This is a genomic window from Acinetobacter dispersus (assembly GCF_009884975.1).
In the GTDB taxonomy this organism is placed as follows: domain Bacteria; phylum Pseudomonadota; class Gammaproteobacteria; order Pseudomonadales; family Moraxellaceae; genus Acinetobacter; species Acinetobacter dispersus.
This window is the reverse complement of sequence record NZ_CP041970.1, coordinates 3,363,302-3,387,161: the sequence shown is the minus strand read 5'-3', so window position 1 is coordinate 3,387,161 and position 23,860 is coordinate 3,363,302. Positions and strand designations below refer to the sequence as shown.

Annotated in this window: 20 protein-coding genes; 8 read left to right on the top strand and 12 right to left on the bottom strand. The window is 42.0% G+C overall.

Annotated features, from left to right (window positions below; translation table 11 throughout):
* Positions 1–116: 116 nt before the first annotated feature.
* Positions 117–1,703, bottom strand: coding sequence for a hypothetical protein (locus FPL17_RS15585; RefSeq protein ID WP_159886054.1), 1,587 nt, complete (start codon positions 1,701–1,703; stop codon positions 117–119).
* Between the two features lie 230 nt (positions 1,704–1,933).
* On the opposite strand from FPL17_RS15585, the gene FPL17_RS15580 reads away from it, so the two are divergent.
* Entirely contained in the window at positions 1,934–2,272 is a 339-nt protein-coding gene (locus FPL17_RS15580; protein ID WP_005185581.1) for a hypothetical protein, read from the top strand.
* A 33-nt stretch (positions 2,273–2,305) separates the two neighbouring features.
* Here the strand turns inward: FPL17_RS15580 and FPL17_RS15575 are convergent, their stop codons facing one another.
* From FPL17_RS15575 to FPL17_RS15555, 5 genes are all read right to left on the bottom strand, one after another.
* The gene (locus tag FPL17_RS15575) at positions 2,306–3,250 is read right to left on the bottom strand and encodes a cation diffusion facilitator family transporter (RefSeq protein WP_151715715.1); all 945 of its coding nucleotides are present in this window, start codon (positions 3,248–3,250) and stop codon (positions 2,306–2,308) included.
* A gap of 132 nt (positions 3,251–3,382) precedes the next feature.
* Entirely contained in the window at positions 3,383–6,550 is a 3,168-nt protein-coding gene (locus tag FPL17_RS15570; protein ID WP_159886052.1) for an efflux RND transporter permease subunit, read from the bottom strand.
* The gene (locus FPL17_RS15565; protein ID WP_159886050.1) at positions 6,540–7,775 is read right to left on the bottom strand and encodes an efflux RND transporter periplasmic adaptor subunit; all 1,236 of its coding nucleotides are present in this window, start codon (positions 7,773–7,775) and stop codon (positions 6,540–6,542) included. The genes FPL17_RS15570 and FPL17_RS15565 overlap by 11 nt, the downstream gene beginning before the upstream one ends.
* Entirely contained in the window at positions 7,775–9,196 is a 1,422-nt protein-coding gene (locus tag FPL17_RS15560; RefSeq protein ID WP_159886048.1) for a TolC family protein, read from the bottom strand. Before FPL17_RS15560 ends, FPL17_RS15565 begins: the two co-directional genes overlap by 1 nt.
* Before the next feature lie 53 nt (positions 9,197–9,249).
* Positions 9,250–9,648: a cation efflux protein, CzcI-like gene (locus tag FPL17_RS15555; protein WP_212749401.1), complete on the bottom strand. Its 399-nt coding sequence runs from the start codon at positions 9,646–9,648 to the stop codon at positions 9,250–9,252.
* A 153-nt stretch (positions 9,649–9,801) separates the two neighbouring features.
* Between FPL17_RS15555 and FPL17_RS15550 the strand changes: the two genes are divergently transcribed.
* Positions 9,802–10,494, top strand: coding sequence for a YidX family protein (locus tag FPL17_RS15550; protein WP_159886046.1), 693 nt, complete (start codon positions 9,802–9,804; stop codon positions 10,492–10,494).
* Positions 10,495–10,598: 104 nt separating this feature from the next.
* Here the strand turns inward: FPL17_RS15550 and ettA are convergent, their stop codons facing one another.
* The gene (ettA, locus tag FPL17_RS15545) at positions 10,599–12,260 is read right to left on the bottom strand and encodes an energy-dependent translational throttle protein EttA (protein WP_005185595.1); all 1,662 of its coding nucleotides are present in this window, start codon (positions 12,258–12,260) and stop codon (positions 10,599–10,601) included.
* 298 nt (positions 12,261–12,558) lie between these two features.
* Between ettA and FPL17_RS15540 the strand changes: the two genes are divergently transcribed.
* Both FPL17_RS15540 and FPL17_RS15535 read left to right on the top strand, forming a co-directional pair.
* Positions 12,559–13,836, top strand: a complete 1,278-nt coding sequence (locus FPL17_RS15540; RefSeq protein WP_159886044.1) for an O-acetylhomoserine aminocarboxypropyltransferase/cysteine synthase family protein — start codon at positions 12,559–12,561, stop codon at positions 13,834–13,836.
* Between the two features lie 249 nt (positions 13,837–14,085).
* Positions 14,086–14,973, top strand: a complete 888-nt coding sequence (locus FPL17_RS15535) for an SDR family NAD(P)-dependent oxidoreductase (protein WP_004803857.1) — start codon at positions 14,086–14,088, stop codon at positions 14,971–14,973.
* A gap of 61 nt (positions 14,974–15,034) precedes the next feature.
* Here FPL17_RS15535 and FPL17_RS15530 read toward each other — a convergent pair whose 3' ends face one another.
* A complete protein-coding gene (locus FPL17_RS15530; RefSeq protein WP_159886042.1) occupies positions 15,035–16,138 on the bottom strand; it encodes an SDR family NAD(P)-dependent oxidoreductase in 1,104 nt (367 codons plus the stop codon).
* 105 nt (positions 16,139–16,243) lie between these two features.
* On the opposite strand from FPL17_RS15530, the gene FPL17_RS15525 reads away from it, so the two are divergent.
* Positions 16,244–16,630, top strand: coding sequence for a MerR family DNA-binding protein (locus FPL17_RS15525; RefSeq protein WP_159886040.1), 387 nt, complete (start codon positions 16,244–16,246; stop codon positions 16,628–16,630).
* 494 nt (positions 16,631–17,124) lie between these two features.
* Positions 17,125–18,417, top strand: coding sequence for an MFS transporter (locus FPL17_RS15520; RefSeq protein ID WP_159886038.1), 1,293 nt, complete (start codon positions 17,125–17,127; stop codon positions 18,415–18,417).
* 64 nt (positions 18,418–18,481) lie between these two features.
* Here the strand turns inward: FPL17_RS15520 and FPL17_RS15515 are convergent, their stop codons facing one another.
* Positions 18,482–19,246, bottom strand: coding sequence for an HD domain-containing protein (locus FPL17_RS15515; protein ID WP_159886036.1), 765 nt, complete (start codon positions 19,244–19,246; stop codon positions 18,482–18,484).
* 344 nt (positions 19,247–19,590) lie between these two features.
* Between FPL17_RS15515 and FPL17_RS15510 the strand changes: the two genes are divergently transcribed.
* On the top strand, positions 19,591–20,898 hold the full coding sequence (locus FPL17_RS15510) for a CitMHS family transporter (protein ID WP_159886034.1): 1,308 nt from the start codon (positions 19,591–19,593) through the stop codon (positions 20,896–20,898).
* 86 nt (positions 20,899–20,984) lie between these two features.
* Here FPL17_RS15510 and FPL17_RS15505 read toward each other — a convergent pair whose 3' ends face one another.
* Positions 20,985–21,869 carry a LysR family transcriptional regulator gene (locus FPL17_RS15505; RefSeq protein WP_159886032.1) on the bottom strand — a complete coding sequence of 295 codons (885 nt, stop codon included), beginning with the start codon at positions 21,867–21,869 and terminating at the stop codon, positions 20,985–20,987.
* 107 nt (positions 21,870–21,976) lie between these two features.
* On the opposite strand from FPL17_RS15505, the gene FPL17_RS15500 reads away from it, so the two are divergent.
* Positions 21,977–22,732: an SDR family oxidoreductase gene (locus FPL17_RS15500; RefSeq protein WP_159886030.1), complete on the top strand. Its 756-nt coding sequence runs from the start codon at positions 21,977–21,979 to the stop codon at positions 22,730–22,732.
* A 49-nt stretch (positions 22,733–22,781) separates the two neighbouring features.
* Here FPL17_RS15500 and FPL17_RS15495 read toward each other — a convergent pair whose 3' ends face one another.
* Both FPL17_RS15495 and FPL17_RS15490 read right to left on the bottom strand, forming a co-directional pair.
* Positions 22,782–23,099 carry an AzlD domain-containing protein gene (locus tag FPL17_RS15495; protein ID WP_005201385.1) on the bottom strand — a complete coding sequence of 106 codons (318 nt, stop codon included), beginning with the start codon at positions 23,097–23,099 and terminating at the stop codon, positions 22,782–22,784.
* On the bottom strand, positions 23,096–23,809 hold the full coding sequence (locus FPL17_RS15490; RefSeq protein WP_159886888.1) for an AzlC family ABC transporter permease: 714 nt from the start codon (positions 23,807–23,809) through the stop codon (positions 23,096–23,098). Before FPL17_RS15490 ends, FPL17_RS15495 begins: the two co-directional genes overlap by 4 nt.
* Positions 23,810–23,860: the final 51 nt, after the last annotated feature.

The following is a 23,860-nucleotide window of genomic DNA, read 5'->3' as shown; positions in this document are numbered from 1 at the left end:
ACGTTTTTCTGTAGATTAGCATGCCCTGCACAGCAATTTGCGTATTTTTGTTGCGCGATACTAAATTATTTACGTCATCAAATCATCGCTTCCATTCCGAAATTTCCATCCTTCATCTACTCGTTATTCTCTGCTTGCACAAATTGAATCTGGCTCAAACGAAGTGCTTTATACTGCTCCAATGCGGACTCAAGCCGTTGTATCTTTTCTTGGCCAATACCAAAATTCGACAATTCACGCAGTGCCACCCAAGCTGCTTGCATCTGATCCAATTCATTGCCTTTTTCTAACTTTGTCTGCATCCACGCCACTAAGTCTTGAGTACGTTTTTGCATTTCAAACTGCAAGGCGAATAATCCACTACTAAGTGCAACTTCATTCCACTGTTTAAGCAAATGATCAACCTGTCTAAACTGTTTCATTTGCTGTTGTAAATATGGATTCAGGACCTCTTGGTAGAACCACACAGCAAAGGTTTTCATTTCCTGAACCACAATGTCTCGCTGCGCATACAATGCTGCTCGCTCTGGATGTTGTTTATTCAAACGCACATCCCCCAGATAAGCCATAAGACCTTGTTCTAAGATGATCCGAATTTGACCGAGACTTAGCTCGACGATATGTGTCGATTCAGTCTGAGTAAGTAAAGTAGCCAGTTCAATTTTTTGTTCAGGTTGCAGCAATACTTCCAAACGATTTGCATCTTGTTGCAACACTCGCCATAACTGAGCAAGCAAATGTGCGCTATCTGATGATGAACTTTCTTCAACCTGCAACAAGCGTTGTAACGCCTTTTGCAAACTTGCAGACTGTGCCAGACCTTCTACTATACGAGCTTCACTTAATAATTGCGGTGCATGTGCAATTACGGCCTGACTAAAAGGAATATGCGACTCCTTAGCACCCAGCATTCCATTGAGAGATTTTCCCAGTGAATTTAAGCCACGTCCAACATCTGCCAAGAGCTTGCTTTCAGTGACTCGCGTTTTTAAGATGGACTCAGGCAACAACTGACTCACCGCGCGTTGCAAGGTCTTGTCATAATTTTTCTGGTCAATTGGCTTTTGATAGTGAACCAGCAGATGCATGGCATATTCAGCATCACTTACTTGCAGTTTATATTCAGGCTGATTTCGACTTAATAAACAGTCAATATATGCATAAAATGCAATTTCATGACGCTGAGTAGATTGCTGGGCTGCCCATTCATACCATTCAATTGCTTGGTCATATTTTGCTGCACCCGCATAGGCTTTCGCTAAAGCGATGGCGTGTTGAGCAGTTGGATAGTGCTGTTGGAAATAGTTGAGTAATTCAATTTTAGGTTGTTGATCTAAACAACGATCAAGTTGACGTAAATAGCCGTTGATTTGCTGCTGTGTCGGTTGTGTCACGATGAAATTAAGTCGATACATCAAGCATTGTTCATACCAAGCGTATTTACGCGCATGAAATTCATAAGCAGCAAGTAGCTCATCTTCAATCAGTTGAATCAATTCTGTGGAATAGAGAATATCTTCATCATTCTCATGTTTAAATTTCCAGTGTTTGGGTAAGGAAACTTTAAATAACCGCAATAGGAAATGAGCACTCAGATCAGGACTTTCCATGCTCACCAGCATCAACTTATCTTGAGTTGAAAGATGCTCTTTTCCTTTCTGTATGCGTGACAAACGCAATTTTAGAATCTTGGTGGGTAACATGCGTTTCCTTTCGCACTATTCAGCCAGTTCATCTCGCAACTTAGCAGACTGAACACCCTTTTGCGAACAGCTTTAGACGAGCTGTAGCGTGGCCTTCTAGGCAACCGTATATGCAGGATGCTATATACGCACATTGGAAAAAATAAGTAAATTTATGTATTTGAAACGCTCAGGATTTTTGCTTTTACATAAATTTCGCTAAAATAGACAAAACAGAATAGGAATCCTCTATGCAATACCGCTGCCCGAAATGTCAAAGTGTGAAGATTATGCCTGCGAGTCAGGGTGCCAACAGCCCGCGCCCGAATGTGCCAAAAAGTTTAGTACTTCTCGTCCCAGCTATTTTCATTTTATTGATCTTGGTCTTGATTAGTGTTGCGATGTGGATTTTTGGCAATGGCGCAGGTCAAGGTCTACAAATCGCAACCGTGGTCGTCTTTGTCATCTGTGTGATTGCAGGCGTTTTATTTTGGCGTGATTTGCCTGATTTTAAAATTTCAATGCAATCCTTTATGCAGGCACAAAAGCATTGGAAATGCCGTGACTGCAACAATGAATGGCAAAATTAAGATCACATTAAAAGTGTTACACCTCACATCAGCTTAATGCTGATGTGACGGATCATGTTCTAATTCTTCATCATGTTGATGCGTATGCTGACAATTCATTTCTGCATCATCTTCAATTTGCAAGGTAACCTCACCAATCTCATGCTTATGCGCCAGCATATCAATTGCCGCACGATGTAGCTGATTACGATCTGCATTCGGAGCAAACAGATGCACTGTAAGATGAATATTCTTTGATGTGATCGCCCATACCTTCAATTGATGGATACTTTCCACCCCATCGAGTGCAAGTAAATCATTGCGTAGTTTTTCAATATCGACTTCTTCAGGCACGCCTTCCAATAAAATATTGATACTCTGTCTGAGCAGAATCCATGTTCTCGGTAATACCCAAAAACCGATGGCAACCGCGAGAATGGTATCGACCCAATACCAATTGGTGTAATAAATTACAATCGCACCAATAATCACACCCACCGAACCCAGTGCATCACTCAACACTTCGAGATATGCACCTTTCATATTCAGGCTTTCCGCCGCACTCGACATCAAAATCTTCATCGAAATCAAATTAATGATCAGACCCAATGATGCCACAATCAACATGCCAACACTTTGAATCTCAGGTGGTTGAGTAAAACGTTGGTAGGCTTCATAAAGAATATAGATTGCCACAAAGAATAGCATCGACGCGTTAAATAATGCCGCCAAAATTTCAAAACGTTGATAGCCAAAAGTACGCTTATTATCCGCAGGACGTTTCGCGATTTTAATTGCAGCTAGAGCAATCGCTAAAGCAGCAGCATCGGTAAACATATGCGCAGCATCGGATAATAAAGCCAAACTTTGTGTAATTAAACCCGCGACCACTTCAACGATTAAGAATGTTGAGGTTAATACCAACGCGATCGTAAGTTTTTTTGCATTGCCTTCAGTAACGACTGCATGACTATGATCATGCCCTTGATGTCCACTCATGTTGGACTCCTTATCATTATCAAAATAAGACCCATCTGTTTCAGGTCTTATAGTCAGCCAAAGCTGGGATAGCTTTGGCTGGTTCAGATTCTTCTTAATAAAGTGCTTCATTAAGAAGATAGCATAAATGGATTAAGTTGCGGTTTCCTGACTTTTTCGCTCTTTAGCCTCATTCATCCAACGATAAACCACAGGCAAGATCAACAAGGTTAGTAAGGTAGATGAAATAATCCCGCCAATCACCACGGTTGCTAACGGACGTTGTACTTCAGCACCCGTACCCGTGGCAATCGCCATAGGAATAAAGCCCAGCGATGCGACAAAAGCCGTCATTAGAACAGGTCGTAGACGCAATACGGCGCCATGCCATGTTGCATAATGGACATCGTATTGTTCTCTCAGCTCTTTGATAAAGCTCAGCATCACCAGACCATTCAATACGGCCACGCCAGATAGCGCAATAAAGCCAACACCCGCAGACATCGACAATGGAATATCGCGTAACCACAGCGCCACCAAACCGCCTGACAAGGCAAATGGCACGCCACTAAACACCAGCAAGCTTTCTTTAAAATTATTAAACACTGCCATTAACAGAACAAAGATCATCAGCAATGCCAATGGCACCACAATTTGCATTCTGGCTTTAGCAGAGGCCAGATTTTCAAACTGACCGCCATAACCAAGCCAATAACCACTTGGTAATTTTTGCTGTGCAAGTTTCTGCTGCATCTCTCCCACGAACGAACCCAAATCACGATCGCGTACGTTGGTGGTCACGACAACACGACGCTTCCCATTCTCACGACTAAGCTGTGCCAAACCCAAGATATTTTCAACTTTAGCCACATCTTGCAATTTGATCAGACCACCATTCGGTAGTTGAATCGGCAGCATGGCTAATTGCTGAGGGGTCCGCATCACGTCATCTAAACGCACCACAAAATCGAAGCGACGGTCACCCTGTAAAATCTGCCCAACACTTTGTCCGCCGATACTTGCCGCAACTAAATCTTGAATTGATTTCACTGATAAACCATATTGCGCAGCCAATGCATGATCAATATCAACATTGAGCAAAGGTAAGCCGTCAGTTTGCTCAACCTTCACTTCACTTGAGCCTGTGATGGTTCTTAAGGTTTGAGCGACTTTTTCTGCTTCTTGGTTCAATACCTGCATATCATCACCAAAAATTTTCACCCCAATATCACTACGCACCCCTGAGATCAGTTCGTTGAAACGTAATTCAATCGGTTGTGAAAACTCACTGTTATTGCCAGGAATTTTCTCAACATAAGCCAACATTTTGCTACGCAACTCATCGATGGTTTCCGACTTATCGGGCCATTGATCACGCGGTTTTAACAGAACGATTGCATCAGAAATATTCGGAGGCATTACATCTGTTGCTACTTCGGCCGTTCCTGTACGCGCAAAAATTGCTTTGATTTCAGGAAATTCTGCAAGCAACTGCTTTTCAACACTTTCCTGAATTTTGAGCGACTCTTCAATCCCCGTACTCGGTGCACGCATCAATTGTAAAGCAAAGTCTCCTTCACTCAGTTGCGGTGCAAACTCACTCCCGACACGCGAACCAATCGCAGCAGTGAGTATCAAAATAGTCACTGCACCTGCCACCACCACATAACGAAAGGCATAGGCTTTATCCAACAAGGCCTCATAATTGCGTTTCAATGCAGCCATCCAGCGACTTTCTTTTTCTTTTACCTCGCCTGTGACAAATAAAGCCACCGCTGCAGGAACAAAAGTCACAGATAAAATGATTGCTCCGATTAATGCCAATACCACTGTCACCGCCATAGGATGGAACATTTTTGCTTCCACACCTGCTAGCGCAAAGATTGGCAAATACACCACCATAATGATGATTTGTCCAAAAATCAGCGGACGTCGGGCTTGTTTTGCTGCCAAGAAGACTTCGGTAAAACGTTCTGAACGGGTTAGTAGTCGACCTTTATGATGTTGTGCTTCTGCCAATCGTCGAATACAGTTTTCGACAATCACCACCGCACCATCGACAATAATCCCGAAATCCAATGCCCCCAAACTCATCAAGTTGGCACTGATCTTTTGCTCTGCCATGCCTGTCAGCGTAAATAACATCGACAGCGGAATAATACAGGCGGTAATCAGTGCAGCACGGAAGTTCCCCAAGAACACAAATAGGATCACAATGACAAGGATTGCACCTTCAATCAGGTTCTTGGCCACCGTTTTAATGGCTTTATCAACTAGATGACTACGGTTGTATACGGTTTCAATCACCACACCTTCAGGTAATGAGCGTTTGATTTCCTGCATCTTGCTATCTAAGGCTTGGGCGATAGATTTACTGTTCTCGCCCATCATCATCATGGCAATACCGAGTACGGTTTCTTCACCGTTGTAGGTTGCACCACCTGTTCTTAGATCATGCCCAATCGAAACTGTTGCAACATCGGCAACACGAATCGGTAAACCATTCTTGGTACTGACCGTGACATTCTCAATGTCCTGTACGGTCTTTAACATGCCCGGAATACGAACGGTGAGTTGCTGCCCATTTTCTTCAATAAAACCGGCACCACGGTTTTCATTGTTTTCAGTGAGTACAGTTTGCAAATCTGTTAATGGTATTTGCAGTTGTTGCAAACGTTTCAGGTCAGGAGAAACCACATAGGTCTTGTTGTATCCACCAATCGTATTGATTTCAGCAACACCCGGCACACGTTGTAATTGAGGGCGAATAATCCAGTCCTGAATTTCACGTAAGTCCATGGCTTGATACGGTGTACCATCTGCCTTTTTGGCATTTGGTTCAGCCTTGACCACCCACTGATAAATCTCACCGAGACCTGTCGAAATTGGTGACATTTGTGGATCAATATCATCAGGCAAGGCACTTTTAGCTTCTTGTAAACGCTGGTTAATCAGCTGACGTGCCCAATAGATATCGGTACCATCTTTAAAAATCACCGTGACTTGAGATAAGCCGTAACGGGAAATCGAACGAGTTTGTTCCAGATTAGGAATACCCGACATGGCATTTTCAATCGGATAGGTAATCCGTTGTTCAACTTCGGGGGCGGTAAATCCACCCGCCTGACTGTTAATTTGCACCTGTACATTGGTAATGTCAGGAACGGCATCAATTGAAAGCTTCTGATAGCTATAAATTCCGACACCAATCCATGCGACGACAAATAGCATGACCCAAATCGCATTGCGAATGGAAAATTGAATAATACGGTCAAATAGGCCTTCCGCAGGTGGAAGCCCCAAATTATCTTTAGTGTCCATGCTCGGCCTCTCCTTTCTCAATCTCAGATTTCAAAAGGAAACTACCCTGACTAACATATTGCTGTTTTTCAGTCAGGCCAGATTGAATTTCGACCCAAAGCCCATCACTTGAGTAATTACCCAGCTGTACAGGTGTTGGCGTGAAATGCATTTGGCCTTTCTCTTGCTTGGCCACGAAAACTGTAGCTTTGCCCTCGATCTGCTGAATCGCTGCTTTAGCAACACGTAGCACAGGTTTTTTATCCGTGCCATCCAACAATACATTCACCATCAGATTCGGTCGTAATTCTTTGGCAGGTGTCAGTACTTTGGCACGAACCTGTAAACGACCTGTCTGCGTATCTGCCGCGGTCGTTAAAGTTTGGATTTGTGCTTTAAAGCTATTATTGGTTTGCAGCGACTTAAACTCGATCTGCTGATCTGGTTGGACATTGATGTTATTCACACTCGGTAAGATAAATTCAATCCAGAGTTGATCGAGTTGATCGATCACAAATAACTGCTTATCTGCAGTAATTTGTTCGCCAACTACAATATCTTTCAAACTCACCACACCACTTAAAGGCGCGGTCAAAACATAACGCCCCTGACTGCCGCTCGATGCACCTAGAGCAGATAAGCGGCTACGTGCAGCTTGTACCTGAATCTGTGCCTGACGATAAGCGTTATAAGCACGTTGATAATCCTGACGCGCAGAAACGCCTTGTTCCCAAAGTTGTTTTTCACGTTGATAATCTTGCTGGGCAAGGGTTAAAGCTTCTTGGGCAATACTTAAATTGGCTTGTTGATCCACCAAATCAGGGATAAATAGAGTGGCTAAAACTTGCCCTTTTTTGACTTGTTGACCCAATACTGCATTGACGCTTTCCACACGTCCAGCAAAGGTGGCTGAAACATGTGCTTGCTGATCAGTATTGGTCACCAGTTTTGCAGGGTAAGCAAATTGCTGCCCAACTTCACCTACACCAACCTGAGCCAGTTTAACGCCATACTCAGTCATCTGTTTTGGGGTCAGATTCAGACTGCCCTCCTCACTTTCTTGACCATGACCTGCTTCACCTTCTGTATGACCTTCTTCGCCTTCGGCATGACTATCACCCGCTGCCTCCGCTTCACCACTGGCTTTGTTCTTGCCAGTAAAAAATAATAAAGCGCTGAGGATTAAGCCAACCACGACAACCAGAATAACCCAAAACCACTGTTTTTTAGATTTATTTGTCGACATTATTCTGCTCCTATTACAGTGGGAAGGTTATTGGTATCTTTCCAAAGGGTCTGATTAATTTGATTTAATGCATCACTTGAACTCACCATACTCGGTTCAATTCCCAGTGCTAAACTCTCTGCCTCAATCTGTTTTTGCCATGCACTTTTAAGTAACTGCACCTTATTTAAACGTTGATCCTGCAATTGCATGGTGGCTTGCTGCACATCGGTAATTGCATATTTACCGACTTTGAAACCGAGTAGCATTTTCTCTTGCACCGTTTCAGACAAAGGAATTTGTCGCTGATTGACCAGATCAAATTGTTGCTTTAGACCAGATAACTCTGCAGTTAAAGTCTGAATCGCATTTAAGTTTTGTTGCTTATAAAACTGTTGCTGCTTAACCAGTAGATCTTGCTTGGCATTGGCAATACGCAATGAATATTGCTGGCGATTAAAAATATTCAACGGAATATCAATGCCGACTCTGAACTTGTTATCCGTCGAATTTGTTTCTGCGCTTTTACTTTGCACCATGCCTAAATTGACCGTCGGATTCGGTCGATTCGATACTTTTAAATAATCGATATTGGCTTTTTGACGTACGATATCCAGTTGAATGGCACGCTCAAATAAGTTGTTCTGCAAGTAATCTTGCAAATCTTTCTGTTGCGGCCATACATTGCTTGCCTGAGCGGAGAATCGACCGTCCGTACTACCCCACAGATTTGCCAATTGACGCTTTGCAGTGGCTAATGCCAGCTCGGTCTGCTGGAATAAACGTTGGTTTTCAATATGTGCCATCAAGGTACGGTCTAAATCGACCTGCGCAATACTGCCGGCTTTGAGTCTCAAGCGTGTTGCATCCAAGGTCGCTTGACTGGTTTTTAATTGTGCCTGAACTACATCATGCTCAAGCTCCAACACCACCACTTGTGACCACAGATATTTCACCGCTAACTCAAGTTGCGCGTTATAGAGTTCCTGATTAAGCCCCACTTGAGATGCTTGTATATCGGCAAGCTTAACCGCAGCACGGCGTTCACCAAAAATATCCAATTTCTGAGAAACACCAAACTCCAGCTCTTTATCTTTACCCGACCTAAAGTCGGTTTGCTGAATCGAAAAACTTGGGTTCGACCATAACCCCGCTTGTTTTACATTGGCCTCAGCGATTCCTTGCTGTGTTTGCCACACCCCTGTGCCAGCTTGATATTGCTTCACATCCTGCAAGATTTGCTCAAAATTCAGGTTTCGCTGTGCCGCCTGAGTCGAAGCATGATTTACATCAAGCAAAGCCTCTGCTGCTGTAGATTGACTATAAATCACAGCCGTTAAAGCAATCGCTAAGACTGGCCATTTGAATGCCAATGAAGGCGTACGATGTTCTACTGCATTTTTCTTAAATGCATAGATACACTGATTTAAATTTAAAGACATATAAAGCCCCGCAAATAATAAGGTTGCGGTGGGCTATTTTTCGGCTACCCCACCTATAGCGGGGTCAATACAGGGGGAGGATTTAGTTCTGATAAATGCGGGGACTGGTAGGAATTGGACCAGTAGTATTTTGGTTGTGCTTCATGAGTCCGCAAAATAGGTTCATTCAACTGTTGCTGTGCTTCGGTCACAACCACATGAAAACAAGAAGGCAAATGATCATGGTGATCCTGCAAGCTCAAAGGCATCGGTAAATCCGAAGCGTATTGATCCACCAGTTTTGAATACTTCTCAGAAACCTGTACATTTTCAGGAACGTGATGCCCGAAATGATTCGAAGTACTGTATTCACCCGACTTTTCATGCGCGCAATAAGCTGCAGCCACATTCCAGAAACTTTGGAACATGAACAAACTCAGCAAGACGGTCACAAAAATCGTTGAGCGTTGCAACAGCACACCCTTACAGTAAATTGCACAAACGCACTATAGCAGGCTATGCCAATGTAATAAAATTACAAAACTTTTTTGTACAAATTTCCTTCTGATTTAAAACAGTTTTTTATTCTAAAGAGAAAGAACTTTCCTAACTTTTGAGCCATCCATATGTATAAAATCTTATCACTTTTCCTCGTCACAAGCTGTCTTGGTCTCAGCGGTTGTGCAACCACCCTTTTGGACCAAACTTTTCCAAAAGAAAGCACACAGACGACATCAATTACCTTAAAGCAAGATCAGATTATTGCATTAGGTCAAGCCGTCCAAAATCAAACCGAACAGGGATTAGTGTTTATAGGAAAGGATTTTAATTATTTAATGACTGACGGCAGTGCCCAGCTCTTAACACTGCTCAATGCGATTCCAGCAGAACAACGCAGTTTAACCAGTCCCTTGCCTCTGGTACTGACGATGGATGATCCGAATCATTTCAGTGGTGTACTACAAATTCGCTATAACACGCGAATGGTAGATCTCGATCAAAAGCAAAAAGTCTTATTAAAATCTTTAGGTTTTCGCCAAAACTTTGATTTGATCCAAAATCAGCAAACTGCACCCTATCCTTATATCAATGTATTTTTCAAAGGACAGCTTTATCAAGGATTAGATCACAAAAAAATTCAGCAGAAATTAGCACAACCTTATCCAATTCTCCTCCAGCAACAGATAACGACCACCACCAAGCATCCAGTTAAACGTGCGACCCACATGGTGCTTTATCCTTTAGCTATGGCCTTCGATGTCATCACCGTTACACCAATCTTAATATGGTCTGATATGCGGGGTGATTTTAATAAATAAATACCGAATTCAGCCGAGTCTATTGATATCGCAGATTCTGTTAACTCAACTTTTCATAAGCATAAAAAAACCAGCTCGAAAGCTGGTTTTTTTATTGGCAGGAATTAACCTGTAATCTTTTTATATTTAGAACGTTTTGCTACTGCTGCATCACCTAAACGCGACTGACGGTATGCTTCATATTCGGCATAGTTACCTTCGTAGAACTCAGGCTGTTCGTTTTCAAATGACAAGATATGCGTTGCAATACGGTCAAGGAACCAACGGTCATGCGATACCACCATCACTGTACCAGGGAATACAAGAATTGCATCCTCAAGTGCACGTAAAGTTTCGATATCCAAGTCGTTTGATGGCTCATCCAGTAAGATAACGTTTGCACCCAACTGTAAGATTTTCGCAAGTTGTAAACGGTTACGCTCACCACCTGATAATTCGCCTACACGTTTTTGTTGATCTTGGCCTTTAAAGTTAAAGCGACCAATATAAGCACGCGATGCAATTTCGTATTCGCCGATTTTTAGGATATCTAAACCGCCAGAAACTTCTTCCCAAACGGTTTTATTATTATCCAAAGTATCACGGATCTGACCCACGTAAGCCACTTTAACTGACTCACCTAAAGTCACAGTACCCGTATCTGGTTGCTGTTCACCAGTCATCATACGGAATAGCGTTGTCTTACCTGCACCGTTCGGACCAACAATACCGACAATCGCTGTAGGCGGGATGGTAAAGGTTAAATCCTTATAAAGCAGACGACCATCAAATGATTTACTGATGCCTTCAACTTCTACAACTTTATTGCCTAGGCGCGGGCCAGGTGGAATATAAATTTCAGAAGTTTCGTTACGCTGTTGGAATTCACGTGAGTTAAGTTCTTCAAAACGCTCCATACGCGCTTTGTTTTTCTTTTGCTGACCTTTGGCATTTGAACGAACCCATTCCAGTTCTTTTTTCAATGCCTTAGCAAAAGATTCTTCTTGCTTGTTTTCTTGCTCTAAACGCGCATTCTTTTGTTCTAACCAAGAAGAATAGTTACCTTGATAAGGAATACCCATGCCACGGTCAAGTTCAAGAATCCACTCAGCGACGTTATCTAAGAAATAACGGTCATGCGTAATCGCAACGATTGTGCCTGGGAAGTCTTTCAAGAAACGTTCTAACCAAGAAACTGATTCAGCATCTAAATGGTTCGTCGGTTCGTCAAGAAGCAACATATCTGGCTTAGAAAGCAATAAACGACATAATGCAACACGACGGCGCTCACCACCTGAAAGCAATGATACATCTGCATCCCAAGCTGGAAGATTCAATGCATCAGCAGCAATTTCAAGCTGGTTATTCAGGTTATGCGCATCCCAAGCATGGATAATTGACTCTAATTTTTCCTGCTCTTTTGCAAGCGCATCAAAATCTGCATCAGGCTCAGCATATTCAGCAAAAACTTGATCAAGACGAGCTAAAGCATCAAGTGCTTCACGCACACCATCTTCAACGTTACCACGAACGTCTTTAGTTGGGTCGAGTGGCGGTTCTTGTTCTAAGTAGCCGATCTTGATTCCTGGTTGTGCACGAGCTTCACCTGAGAAATCTTTATCTACGCCAGCCATAATACGGAGTAAGGTTGACTTACCAGCACCGTTCAAACCAAGCACACCAATTTTTGCGCCTGGGAAAAATGATAAAGAGATGTCTTTCAAGATTTCGCGCTTAGGCGGAACCATTTTCGACACTCGATTCATCGTATAAATATATTGGGCCACGCAGGACTCCTCAAGAAAAACGAATACATCGCAAAATAGCGAATAAAATAATCGGCGTATTATACGCTGAAAACCCAATTGACTTGAAGTTAAGATGACATTTGTTTGTCTGGATCAAAGGATTTTCTTTTGCAAGACATTACAGGTTTGAATTATTTCGTCATTTTCAAAAATAATTGCAACGGCTAAAGGCAGGCTATATCACTAAAATCACTATCAAGCGCAAAAAATATGCACCATTTTGGATAAAATATACGCTAGACTCGATCAATATTTAACACACGTAGATGATGTAATCATGACCTATAAAGATGAAACTTTAGCCATTCATGCGGGATATTCACCAGAAGCAACCACCAAAGCAGTGGCAGTGCCGATTTATCAAACCACCTCTTATGCCTTTGATAATACACAACATGGGGCAGACTTGTTTGATCTTAAAGTTCAAGGAAATATCTATACCCGTATTATGAACCCGACCACTGCCGTACTTGAACAGCGTATTGCGGCACTTGAAGGTGGCATTGGGGCACTAGCTTTAGCATCAGGCATGGCAGCAATTACTTACGCGATTCAAACCATTGCCGAAGCAGGTGACAATATCGCATCCGTATCGACCTTATACGGTGGGACTTATAATTTATTTGCGCACACACTGCCAAAGCAAGGCATTGAAGTGCGTTTCTTCGATTATCAAAATCCTGAAGCATTGCGTCAGATTATTGATGAAAAGACCAAACTGGTCTTTGTTGAATCGATTGGTAATCCCCTTGGCAATATTATCGACCTTGAAGCGATTGCCAAGATTGCCCATGAGTATGGCGTGCCTGTTATTGTTGATAATACCGTAGCGACACCTGCCTTATTAAAGCCATTTGAATTTGGTGCCGACATTATTGTGCATTCTCTGACCAAATATATCGGCGGACATGGCAATAGCATCGGTGGCGTGATTGTCGATAGCGGCAAGTTTCCTTGGGGCAAATATCCTGAACGCTTTAAAGCTTTAAATACACCTGACCCAAGCTATCACGGCGTGAATTATGTCGAAGTATTGGGTGAAGCCGCTTTTATTGCGCGTGCGCGCGTGGTGCCATTACGTAATACCGGTGCGGCAATTAGTCCATTAAGCGTATTCTTGATCCTACAAGGACTGGAAACCTTAAATCTGCGGATGGAACGTCATACTGAAAATGCCATCAAAATTGCCGAATATTTAAAACAACATGCAAAAGTGAAGTGGGTAAATTATGCTGGTCTAAAAGACCATCCGCAGCACCATTTGGCACAAAAGTATGTGAAAGGTAAACCTTCTGCAATCCTTTCTTTCGGTGTTCAGGATGGTCTGGCAGGCGGCACCCGCTTTATTGATGCATTACAGCTATTTACGCGTCTGGTGAATATCGGAGATGCCAAAAGTCTAGCTTGCCATCCAGCCACGACAACCCACCGCCAACTCAATGCAGAAGAGCTCAAATCAGCAGGCGTCAGTGAAGACTTAGTGCGTTTATCTATTGGGATTGAGCATGTCGATGATCTGATTGCAGACCTAGAACAGGCCCTTGCACAAGTTTAATTTTAATGAAATCAATAAGCCCCTCTTCAGGGGCTTATTTTTTGTGCAAAAGTTAAAAAATATAATTGCTTTTTCAACTATTACAAGATCTTGTTTTAGAGCTTTTACTCTAAAAAACACATTATTTTTCAAAGATTTACACTAGACAAACAAAAAATATCGGTTAATATTACATCAAAATAAAGTGTAGTGTTTAATCGTAATAAGAAGGCATTGCAAACAACAGCGTGATTAATGTAGGTAACTTACATGAATGCAAAACTCAAAAAACTTTTTCAGCAAAAAGTCGACGGTAAAACAATCATTGTCACAGGAGCATCAAGTGGTATTGGTTTAACGGTTTCAAAATACCTTGCTCAAGCAGGTGCCCATGTCTTATTGCTCGCTCGTACCAAAGAGAAGTTAGATGAGGTCAAAGCTGAGATCGAGGCTGAAGGTGGAAAAGCGACCGTATTTCCATGTGATCTCAATGATATGGAATCTATTGATGCGGTTTCAAAAGAAATCTTAGCAGCAGTAGATCACATTGATATTCTTGTAAATAACGCAGGACGTTCAATCCGTCGTGCGGTACATGAGTCGGTTGATCGTTTCCATGACTTCGAACGTACCATGCAGTTAAATTACTTTGGTGCAGTACGTTTAGTCTTGAATGTTTTACCACACATGATGCAGCGTAAAGACGGTCAAATCATTAACATCAGCTCGATTGGTGTTCTTGCCAACGCAACGCGCTTTTCTGCTTACGTTGCGTCTAAAGCGGCATTGGATGCATTTAGTCGTTGTTTATCTGCGGAAGTTCACTCACACAAAATTGCGATTACCTCAATTTATATGCCTTTGGTCCGCACACCAATGATCGCGCCAACTAAAATTTATAAATATGTACCAACGCTTTCACCTGAAGAAGCAGCTGATCTAATTGCCTATGCGATCGTGAAGCGTCCGAAAAAGATCGCAACCAATTTAGGTCGACTTGCATCGATTACCTATGCAATTGCACCAGACATTAACAACATTTTAATGTCGATTGGTTTCAACTTATTCCCAAGTTCTACCGCATCTGTTGGTGAGCAAGAGAAGTTGAATTTAATTCAGCGTGCTTATGCACGTTTGTTCCCAGGTGAACATTGGTAATCCATTTTAAAGATTCAAAAACAGCCGATCTTTTGATCGGCTGCTTTTTTAGAAAAAATATCTATGAAGGGGTGATTTGATTCATCCAATCAGTTGTTTTACGGATCGCTGCTTCTAAATTTCCCATCGAAATCTGCCAACGCTGTTGAAACTGCGTCAATCGTTCTCGATCCAGCTGTTCTGTTCTTAGAAAACTTAGCGTTTCCGGAGACATTTCTAATTTTTTCGCCAACCATTGCCATTTTAAAATAAATCTTAACAGCCCAATCGGCACATGTCTGGTTGGTGCATTCACCTGTAATTGATCTGCAATCATCCGAGTGAGTTGATGCAAAGCCAGATTATTTTCACTGACAGCCAACATCGCTTGATTCGACAAAGCCATATCCACAGAAGCACTGACCATTATCCGACATAGGTCATCGACACGTACCAAAGGCAGATAATGCTGAGCCGTTGCAGGGATGGCACTCATTTTTCTCCGTTTGAGCAAATCAATCATTTGTGCGATTGGCTGATTCGTGGGAATTTCACCAGATACATCATCGCCAACAACTGTTGCAGGATGAATGATGGTCCAATCGACTGCTAGCTGTTGTGCACGTCGTATCCATGCAAAATGCGCTTCTATCTTCGATGCTTCATAAGCCCCCAAATGTTGATACACAGCTTGCCACTCGGTACGTTCAGGTTGTTCAAGACAAACCCCTGCTTGCTGTAAATGACCCGTGATCGTCAACATATAACCCGAAACATGTACTGCACGTTTCAAAACACAATATTGCTGAACACAAGTTAATAAATTCAATGCACCCTCAACATTTACGGCCCGCGCTTGTTGCATACTCAGGTTCCACGCAAACAACGCACTACTATTATATAAAGTATCCACTGCGCTTAGTTTTTTCCAATCTTGCTCGCTGATGGCAAGCTTAGCCTGTGTCACATCACCTTGAATAAAGCTCAATTGATTCAAGGACACACCTTTTTGACTGAGCCAATTTGTGAGCACGGGTTGTTGTTTAGCTTGATTCCGGATTAACGCAAAAACCCTATGTCCTTGTTTTAATAATTCTAAAATTAAATAGCGACCAATAAATCCTGTTGCACCTGCGACCAAAGCGACTTGTTGATCTTGCTGAGTTTTTAAGTTGTTATACGCCATCTCATATGCTCTTTTGATTGAATATAGGCATAAGCTAAAGGATGGAGTACACTCTATGGTCAAGTCATTTTTTAGACATATTCAAGAATAATAAGGATGATCACCATGTTAATTGGACAATTGGCAAAACAGACGGATTTAAGTCGGGATACCATTCGCTTTTATGAAAAAATGCAGTTAATCCAATCCATCACCTGTAATAATGGCTATAAAGATTATTCAGAACAAACGCTGCAACAGTTACAACTGATTCGTACCGCAAAAAATCTTGGATTCTCGCTCAATGAAATTAAGCAGATTTTAGCGATGACAGCCCAAGATGAAATCCCTGCCCCACAAGTACAAAATATTTTCCAAGACAAGTTAGATTTGATAGATGAGAAGATTGCACAGCTTCATCAAATCAGAACGATGTTAAGTCGATTTACTCAGGGTGAAGCGTGTCCATTGAGAAAAGATTGTCCGATTCCAGACCTCAATCAATTGCTTTAAGAACTTTTTACAATAACCGCAACTGCCCATGTGTATAAACTAAAACTTATCCACAGCCTTGCTGCATTTATCATCAGTAGCGTCTGTTAATTTTGTTTCTAGCACATTTTCTGAATCACTTATTTCCAATGCGATTGCCACGCTCACCTTCCAAGACAAGCACTCCATGTCTTGAATTGAAAATAAAAAGATGAAAATCCTAAAAATGCCTTCATTACAATCCATTTACATAACATTAGCCTGTTCTTGTTTCTAGATTGTCTCCTGATACAGCTCAATTAATTGCTTTTAAAAACATTAAATTTTCAATATTGACCATTCTGACATTCTTTATCTGTCAATGATTTAGCTAAAAAACTAGCCTTATTCTCCCTATCTAAAAATACATTCATAAAAAGCATACAAAATAGTGTCATTTTCATGCTTCTTTAGCGGTATATAACATTCTGTAAAGATTCAGTTACAGAATCTTGCTTGGTTGAAAAGGAACATATATGAGTCAGACATATAGCAAGGAAGAAAAAAGAAGTCGTATCAAAGGTATCGTCGGTGCGGCATCAGGGAATTTAGTTGAGTGGTTCGATTTCTATATTTATGCCGTTTTTGCTGCCTATTTTACCCATGCATTGACCGCTCCAGATATGGAACCAACCACCAAAGCCATTTATGTTTGGGGGGTGTTTGGTGCCAGCTTTTTCATGCGCCCAATCGGCAGTTGGCTATTCGGACGTATTGCTGACCGTCAAGGCCGTAAGCAGTCTATGGTCATTTCCATCTGCTTAATGGCACTCAGTTCATTTCTGTTTGCAGCCTTACCTACGTATGATCAAGTCGGAATGTGGGCACCCTTTTTACTGCTCATGGTTCGATTACTGCAAGGCCTCTCTGTCGGTGGTGAGTATGGTGCTGTTGCGACCTATATGAGTGAACTCGGCTTAAAAGGGCAACGAGGCTTCTTTGCATCATTCCAGTACGTCACTCTTTCAGGAGGTCAGTTACTTGCAAGTTTACTCGGGGTGATCTTGCTGGGCTTTATGACTGAACAGCAATTGAATGATGGTGGCTGGCGTATTCCTTTCGTCATCGGCGGTATTGCTGCATTATTGTCTTTACTTGCGCGTAGTCGTTTAGAAGAAACCTTGTCACATGAAGATGCTGACCGTGAAGAATCAGGTAGCTTAGTTGCCCTGCTTAAACAGCATTGGAAAACTTTCCTATTGGTTGTCGGCTATACATCAGCTGGTTCACTCACCTTCTATGTGGTCACGGTTTATTCAAAAACCTACCTCACCAATATTGGTATGGATGGCAAAACCGTTGGCTTTATCATGACCACGGCGCTATTTGTATTCATGTTGGCACAACCATTGTTCGGCATGTTGTCAGATCGCATTGGCCGTCGTGCTTCCATGTTGGCATTCAGTTTACTCAGCGCAATCTTTATTTATCCTGTCATGGTCACAGGTATGCGCAACTTTGCTGACTCCCCTGTGATTATCACCCTGTTACTGATTTTCTTGATGATGCTGCTGAGCTTCTATACCTCTATCAGTGGTCTAGTCAAAGCTGAAATGTTCCCGCCGCATGTCCGTGCATTAGGTGTAGGTTTCTCCTATGCGGTGGGTAATGCACTCTTTGGTGGTTCGGCGCCATCGGTAGCGTTATTATTTAAAGATGCAGGCATTGAAAATACCTTCTTCGTATACGTTATTATCATGCTATTGATCTGTTTCATGTGTAGCTGGGCATTACCGAAAAAGCCTGAATATCTTGAACATGACCACTAAATAAATTGTGTCCTAAATCTAAACCACTTTTGTAAAAAGCAAAGGTGGTTTTTTATTTTGAGCGCTATTGCAAATAAGGATTTAAATTCACAAGCTGCTTAAACCCACTCTGCACCAGCATGGCAGTACGCGATCGAGGACGTTGCTGTGCTTCCTGTTGAGTAAATTTAATCATAATCTGATTAAAATCAAGACGCGGGTATCTTTGCTGTAATTGCTGTCTAAACAGTTCTGAAAACTCAAAACCACGACTGCCGATGACGTCACAACTGGCCGCTTGTTGCAGCAAATGCGCTTCTATCCCCTCATCGAGCTCAACATAAGGATTCATATGCATACTGATCACCTCAAAAAGTTGATCAGCGCGTGCAGGTCGCCACCCCTGTTCAAGAGACCAATCTCTTGCAGCATAAGCGCCCTGTCCTGCAAAACAACGACAATGTTGATGATGCTGATAATGTTGTTCTGTCATACCTAAATCATGCAATAAGCACGACACTCCTAATAATTCATCATCATGTTGCATGTTTTGCATTTTGGCAAAAGCAATGGCATAACACCATGTACGAAGACAATGATTTTGCAGAGACGTTGAGCTACAGGACTGCATCTCCTCTAAAGCTCGTTGCACATCTACGCTATCAGGCAAAATAAGATCATCCAGACGCAATTCGTGTTGAACAGTCGGTCTGCTGCGATTCGCCAAACTATACATTTTTATACTCTGTTTTAACACAGGAAAGAGGCTATGCCTCAACAGCAACATACGATCTTTTAAGGATAAATCACCTGAGGTTTGCGTCATCCAAGCTTGTCGGCCAATTTGCATTTTCGTCTCTTTTTAAAATTAGAGTAATTACTCTAATTTTTACTCAAAAGAATTATGAATGTCAAAAGTATAGCGATCAGTTTTATGGTTTCTCACGACTATATCTATATTTAAAAGACCATTTTTTTCACACTTATCACATAATTAAAAAAGCAACTTAAACCGCATTATTGGCTAAAGTTAAACATTTTGTTCATTTAATCCGCTTTTTGCGTAGTTTTTATTCTTATTTTTAAGAATTAATTAAGTTTTTATGCATAATGGACGGCGCTTTATTTTTTATTTTTGGTGTATTTTTTAACACTTTTCCAATGACAAGAGGTTACAACTTAAGGGAGTAAATAATGCTGACGCTGATCGGTATTCTAATTATTGTGACGATTGTTGTGCTGCTGATGTCTGGAAAAACCAGTCCTATTGTAGCCATGTCGATTGTTCCTCTTATTGGCGCTCTCATTGCTGGTTTTTCGATTAGCGAGATTTCTGGCTTCTTTGAAGCTGGTCTAGCCAAAGTGACCAAAGTAGCGACGATGTTTTTATTCGCTATTTTATTTTTCAGTATATTAAAAGAATTACATGTCTTTGACCCCATGATTAAACGTATGGTTCAAATGACGCGTGGCAATGTGGTGATTGTTGCCGTGATGACCACTGTGATTGCCGCAATTGTGCATCTGGATGGTTCTGGTGCTGCAACCTTTCTGATTATTATTCCTGCCTTACTGCCCCTGTACCGTAAACTCGGCATGAGTCCCTATCTGATGCTATTGCTGATGGCGGGTAGTATGGGTGTGATGAATATGGTGCCATGGGGCGGACCTTTAGGACGTGCTTCAGCCGCGACAGGTTTAGATGCTGCTACACTCTGGCATAGTCTGATTCCCGTTCAAGTGGTGGGTGTTGCAGGGATGATGGTATTTGCCGTATTTATGGGCTTACGTGAGAAAAAACGCATTCTCGCAGCCCAAGCTCTCGGTACCACGCCATTTGAACAAGACTGCATGGCCAAAGACCTTGCCGAAGATATTCAGGAAGATGCCAAACCAAAGAATCTATGGTTTAACCTCGGTCTGATTGTTGCTGCCATTATCTGTCTAGCTTTTGGACTATTCTCTGCACCTTATGTGTTTATGATTGCCCTTGCATTGGTCTTGATCGTCAATTTCCCGCAGCCGAAAACACAGATTGAAGTGATTGGTCGCCATGCACCTCAAGCATTGAGCATGGTTGCCATTATTTTTGCTGCAGGCGCATTCCTCGGAATTTTGTCTGAGTCAGGTATGTTGCAATCGATTGCCTTGGATTTAATTAAAATTCTACCAAGCACATGGATCGGGAGTTTGCATATTCTAGTCGGGATCTTAGGTGTACCGATGGACATCTTTACCAGTACCGATGCTTATTATTTTGCACTATTACCGATTGTACAAGAAGTTACCGCTACCGCTGGAGTGAATGCTGACTCGGTCGTGTACGCCATGGCGATTGGCAATAATGCAGGAACATTTGTGAGTCCATTCTCGCCAGCAACTTGGCTTGCAGTCGGACTGACAGGCACCGATATGGGACGCCATTTGTGCTATTCATTTGGCTGGATCTGGTTATTCAGCTTCTTTACCTTAGGCGCTGGCTTCTTACTTGGTCTGTATTAATCCTTGCCAAAATAAAAAAGCATACTCAGGTATGCTTTTTTATTGTCTGTCTGCTTTGTCCACATGCATTGGCAACTCCCTTCCCACTACAACTTGGCTTTTAATAATTCATTTAACCAGTCAATAAAGTCCTGAAAATATTTAGGACGGTATTGGCGGTCAGTCAGCAACAAATTGACGGGTAACTGCAAACTTGGAATATCGATAAATAAACGTTGTAACTGTCCTTGCTGTACATAAGGCGCTGCATCGAATTCAGGAATTTGAATCATGCCAATGCCTGCTAAACCAGCCTGAATATAGGCCTCGGTATTCTCAACCAATAAACGATAAGGCATTTTGACTCGATCTGCTTGGAATAAAAGCTCACTCCACTCTCGATAATGTTTAGCGACATGGTAATCCACCGCGAAGTGCTGTTGTAATTCCTCAAAGCATCGAGGTTCACCAAATTCTGCCAAATATTGTGGTGCTGCCACAGTCCATATTTCGGTTTGGGCAATGGGGCGAATCAGCAAATATTCATCCTGAACTTGTCCGACGCGTACCACACAATCCAGCTGTTGCTCGATTAAATTAGAAAAATCATCACTGCCATTCACTAACACCTTTACTTTGGGATAACGTTGATAAAACGCAGATAAATGAGGAATCAAAACTTGTGTGGCTAAGCGTTTCGGCATACCAATACTGATCTTACCTTCCTGACTACGCACATGGGTTTTAAAACGATTCAGCTCTTTTAACTGTGTCACCAAACGCACGGCTTCATCGTAAAACAAACTACCTTCATGGGTTAATGCCACTTTGCGCGTGGTGCGATAAAACAGTAATACCTCATATTCTTTTTCCAGTGTTTGAATCGCATAAGTCACATTGGAACGCGGTAATCCCAATTGCAGCGCTGCTTGTGCAAAAGACTGCTTTTCTGCCACCAAACAAAAGATTTTTAAACGATCAATCTTATCCATTTTTATTATTCAACTTTTTTGCACAATCAGTTCAATACTAACAACTATTTCAAACAAATAAATTCAATTAGCATGTTTTTTATGCAAAACAACATCAGGACAAACACATGTCACAACATCATTTAAATGGAAAAACCGTATTGATCACAGGCGGCGCAAAAAACTTAGGCGGCTTGATTTCACGTAAATTCGCTGAACAAGGTGCAAATTTATTGATTCATTACAACAGTGCTGCCACCCAAGCCAATGCCGAACAAACCTTAAAAGATGTACAGGCACTCGGCGCAAAAGCCGTTTTGGTACAAGCTGATTTATCCGATATTCAAAATATTGAGCAATTGTTTATCACCGCTAAAGAAAACTTCGGTGGCGTGGATATTGCGATTAATACGGTAGGTCGTGTGCTGAAAAAACCATATTTAGACACCACCGAACAAGAGTTTGATGGCATGAATGACATCAACAATAAAATTGCCTATTTCTTTATTCAATCGGCAGGTCGTCATCTCAATGACAATGGAAAGATCTGTACCATCGTGACCAGTTTACTTGCAGCGTATACTGGGCTTTATTCAACTTATGAAGGCTTAAAAGCACCCGTCGAACATTATACTCGTGCGGCATCCAAAGAGTTTGGTGAACGTGGTATCTCCGTTACTGCTGTTGCGCCAGGTCCAATGGATACGCCATTTTTCTACGGTCAAGAAGCACCTGAAGCCGTGGCTTATCATAAATCAGCATCTGCTTTAGGTGGCTTAACCAAAATCGAAGATATTGAACCTTTAGTTCGCTTTCTAGTGACAGATGGCTGGTGGATTACTGGACAAACCATTTTTGCCAATGGTGGTTATACCACCCGTTAAGTCGAATATTAACAAAGGTTTGGGCATTACACCGCAATGCCCAAACACGCTAAGGCAAGAAAAAGACCAAAGCATAGAAACAGGCCAAACTCAGGATAATGGTCAATAAGGTATGTTTCACCTTATACGCAATGATGACGGTTAAAATCGTGGCTAAAAAATATGGATTCAATAAAGTCGAACGAAATGCGCCATGTTCATCCATAAACACAATCGGCGTTGCAATCGCAGTCAATAAACACGGTGCGGAATACTGTAAGGATTGTTGAAACCATTTCGGTAATCGCAACGGGATATTCGGTTCTAGTAAAATATAGCGGTTCATAAACACCACCACAGCCAGAATAATCAAAAGGAACCAAGTCATGCCACACGCTCCCGTAGATTCTGTAAACACGTCGCGGTTAGCATCCCGATCACTCCTGCCAAGATTGCGGCACTTTTAATCCCTAGACTCAGAAAAACCAAGGTCAACAGTACAGATACCAACACACCGACTAAAGTATTTATGTTTTTAATAAACGGAATCACGATGGCGATAAAAGTCGCAACAATAGAAAAGTCCAAATGATATTGATCAAGATTCGGCACCGCTGAGGCAAGCAGCACCCCAAAAATGCTAAACAGGACCCAACACAGATAAAAACAGCTTCCAGCACCCAATAAATAGTAAATATAGTGTTGCTGCTTTTTAATACTCACCGCAAATAATTCATCAGTCAGCAAAAAACCCAACAGTAAGCGATGTTTTAAAGGCTGTTTGGAAATGTCTTCACGCAGATACAGGGCATATAGATAATGCTGTGTGGTAATCAGAAATACTGAAATGATGATGGTGAATGCAGGCGTTCCTGCCATCACTAAACCTAAGGTCATCAACTGCGCTGCGCCTGCAAACACCAAAGCCGACATGCCAATCGCTTGTGCAGTACTCAGCCCTGCCTGGATCGCCATCGAGCCTGCCAATAGTCCCCAAGGCAATACTGCAAAACACAGCGGCAGTATTTTAATTACTCCATTGAGAAATGCCCGGGATACCGTTATTGGCCTATCTTCGGTTATGCTTTCACTTAACATCAAAATCACAATTGCTCATAAAAGACCTTATGACTATGCCAAAATTTGATA

Coding starts and splice junctions, on each gene's coding strand:
- FPL17_RS15585 (WP_159886054.1), bottom strand. CDS start 1,703: ATGTTACCCACCAAGATTCTAAAATTGCGTTTGTCACGCATACAGAAA.
- FPL17_RS15580 (WP_005185581.1), top strand. CDS start 1,934: ATGCAATACCGCTGCCCGAAATGTCAAAGTGTGAAGATTATGCCTGCG.
- FPL17_RS15575 (WP_151715715.1), bottom strand. CDS start 3,250: ATGAGTGGACATCAAGGGCATGATCATAGTCATGCAGTCGTTACTGAA.
- FPL17_RS15570 (WP_159886052.1), bottom strand. CDS start 6,550: ATGGACACTAAAGATAATTTGGGGCTTCCACCTGCGGAAGGCCTATTT.
- FPL17_RS15565 (WP_159886050.1), bottom strand. CDS start 7,775: ATGTCGACAAATAAATCTAAAAAACAGTGGTTTTGGGTTATTCTGGTT.
- FPL17_RS15560 (WP_159886048.1), bottom strand. CDS start 9,196: ATGTCTTTAAATTTAAATCAGTGTATCTATGCATTTAAGAAAAATGCA.
- FPL17_RS15550 (WP_159886046.1), top strand. CDS start 9,802: ATGTATAAAATCTTATCACTTTTCCTCGTCACAAGCTGTCTTGGTCTC.
- FPL17_RS15540 (WP_159886044.1), top strand. CDS start 12,559: ATGACCTATAAAGATGAAACTTTAGCCATTCATGCGGGATATTCACCA.
- FPL17_RS15535 (WP_004803857.1), top strand. CDS start 14,086: ATGAATGCAAAACTCAAAAAACTTTTTCAGCAAAAAGTCGACGGTAAA.
- FPL17_RS15530 (WP_159886042.1), bottom strand. CDS start 16,138: ATGGCGTATAACAACTTAAAAACTCAGCAAGATCAACAAGTCGCTTTG.
- FPL17_RS15525 (WP_159886040.1), top strand. CDS start 16,244: ATGTTAATTGGACAATTGGCAAAACAGACGGATTTAAGTCGGGATACC.
- FPL17_RS15520 (WP_159886038.1), top strand. CDS start 17,125: ATGAGTCAGACATATAGCAAGGAAGAAAAAAGAAGTCGTATCAAAGGT.
- FPL17_RS15515 (WP_159886036.1), bottom strand. CDS start 19,246: ATGCAAATTGGCCGACAAGCTTGGATGACGCAAACCTCAGGTGATTTA.
- FPL17_RS15510 (WP_159886034.1), top strand. CDS start 19,591: ATGCTGACGCTGATCGGTATTCTAATTATTGTGACGATTGTTGTGCTG.
- FPL17_RS15505 (WP_159886032.1), bottom strand. CDS start 21,869: ATGGATAAGATTGATCGTTTAAAAATCTTTTGTTTGGTGGCAGAAAAG.
- FPL17_RS15500 (WP_159886030.1), top strand. CDS start 21,977: ATGTCACAACATCATTTAAATGGAAAAACCGTATTGATCACAGGCGGC.
- FPL17_RS15495 (WP_005201385.1), bottom strand. CDS start 23,099: ATGACTTGGTTCCTTTTGATTATTCTGGCTGTGGTGGTGTTTATGAAC.
- FPL17_RS15490 (WP_159886888.1), bottom strand. CDS start 23,809: ATGTTAAGTGAAAGCATAACCGAAGATAGGCCAATAACGGTATCCCGG.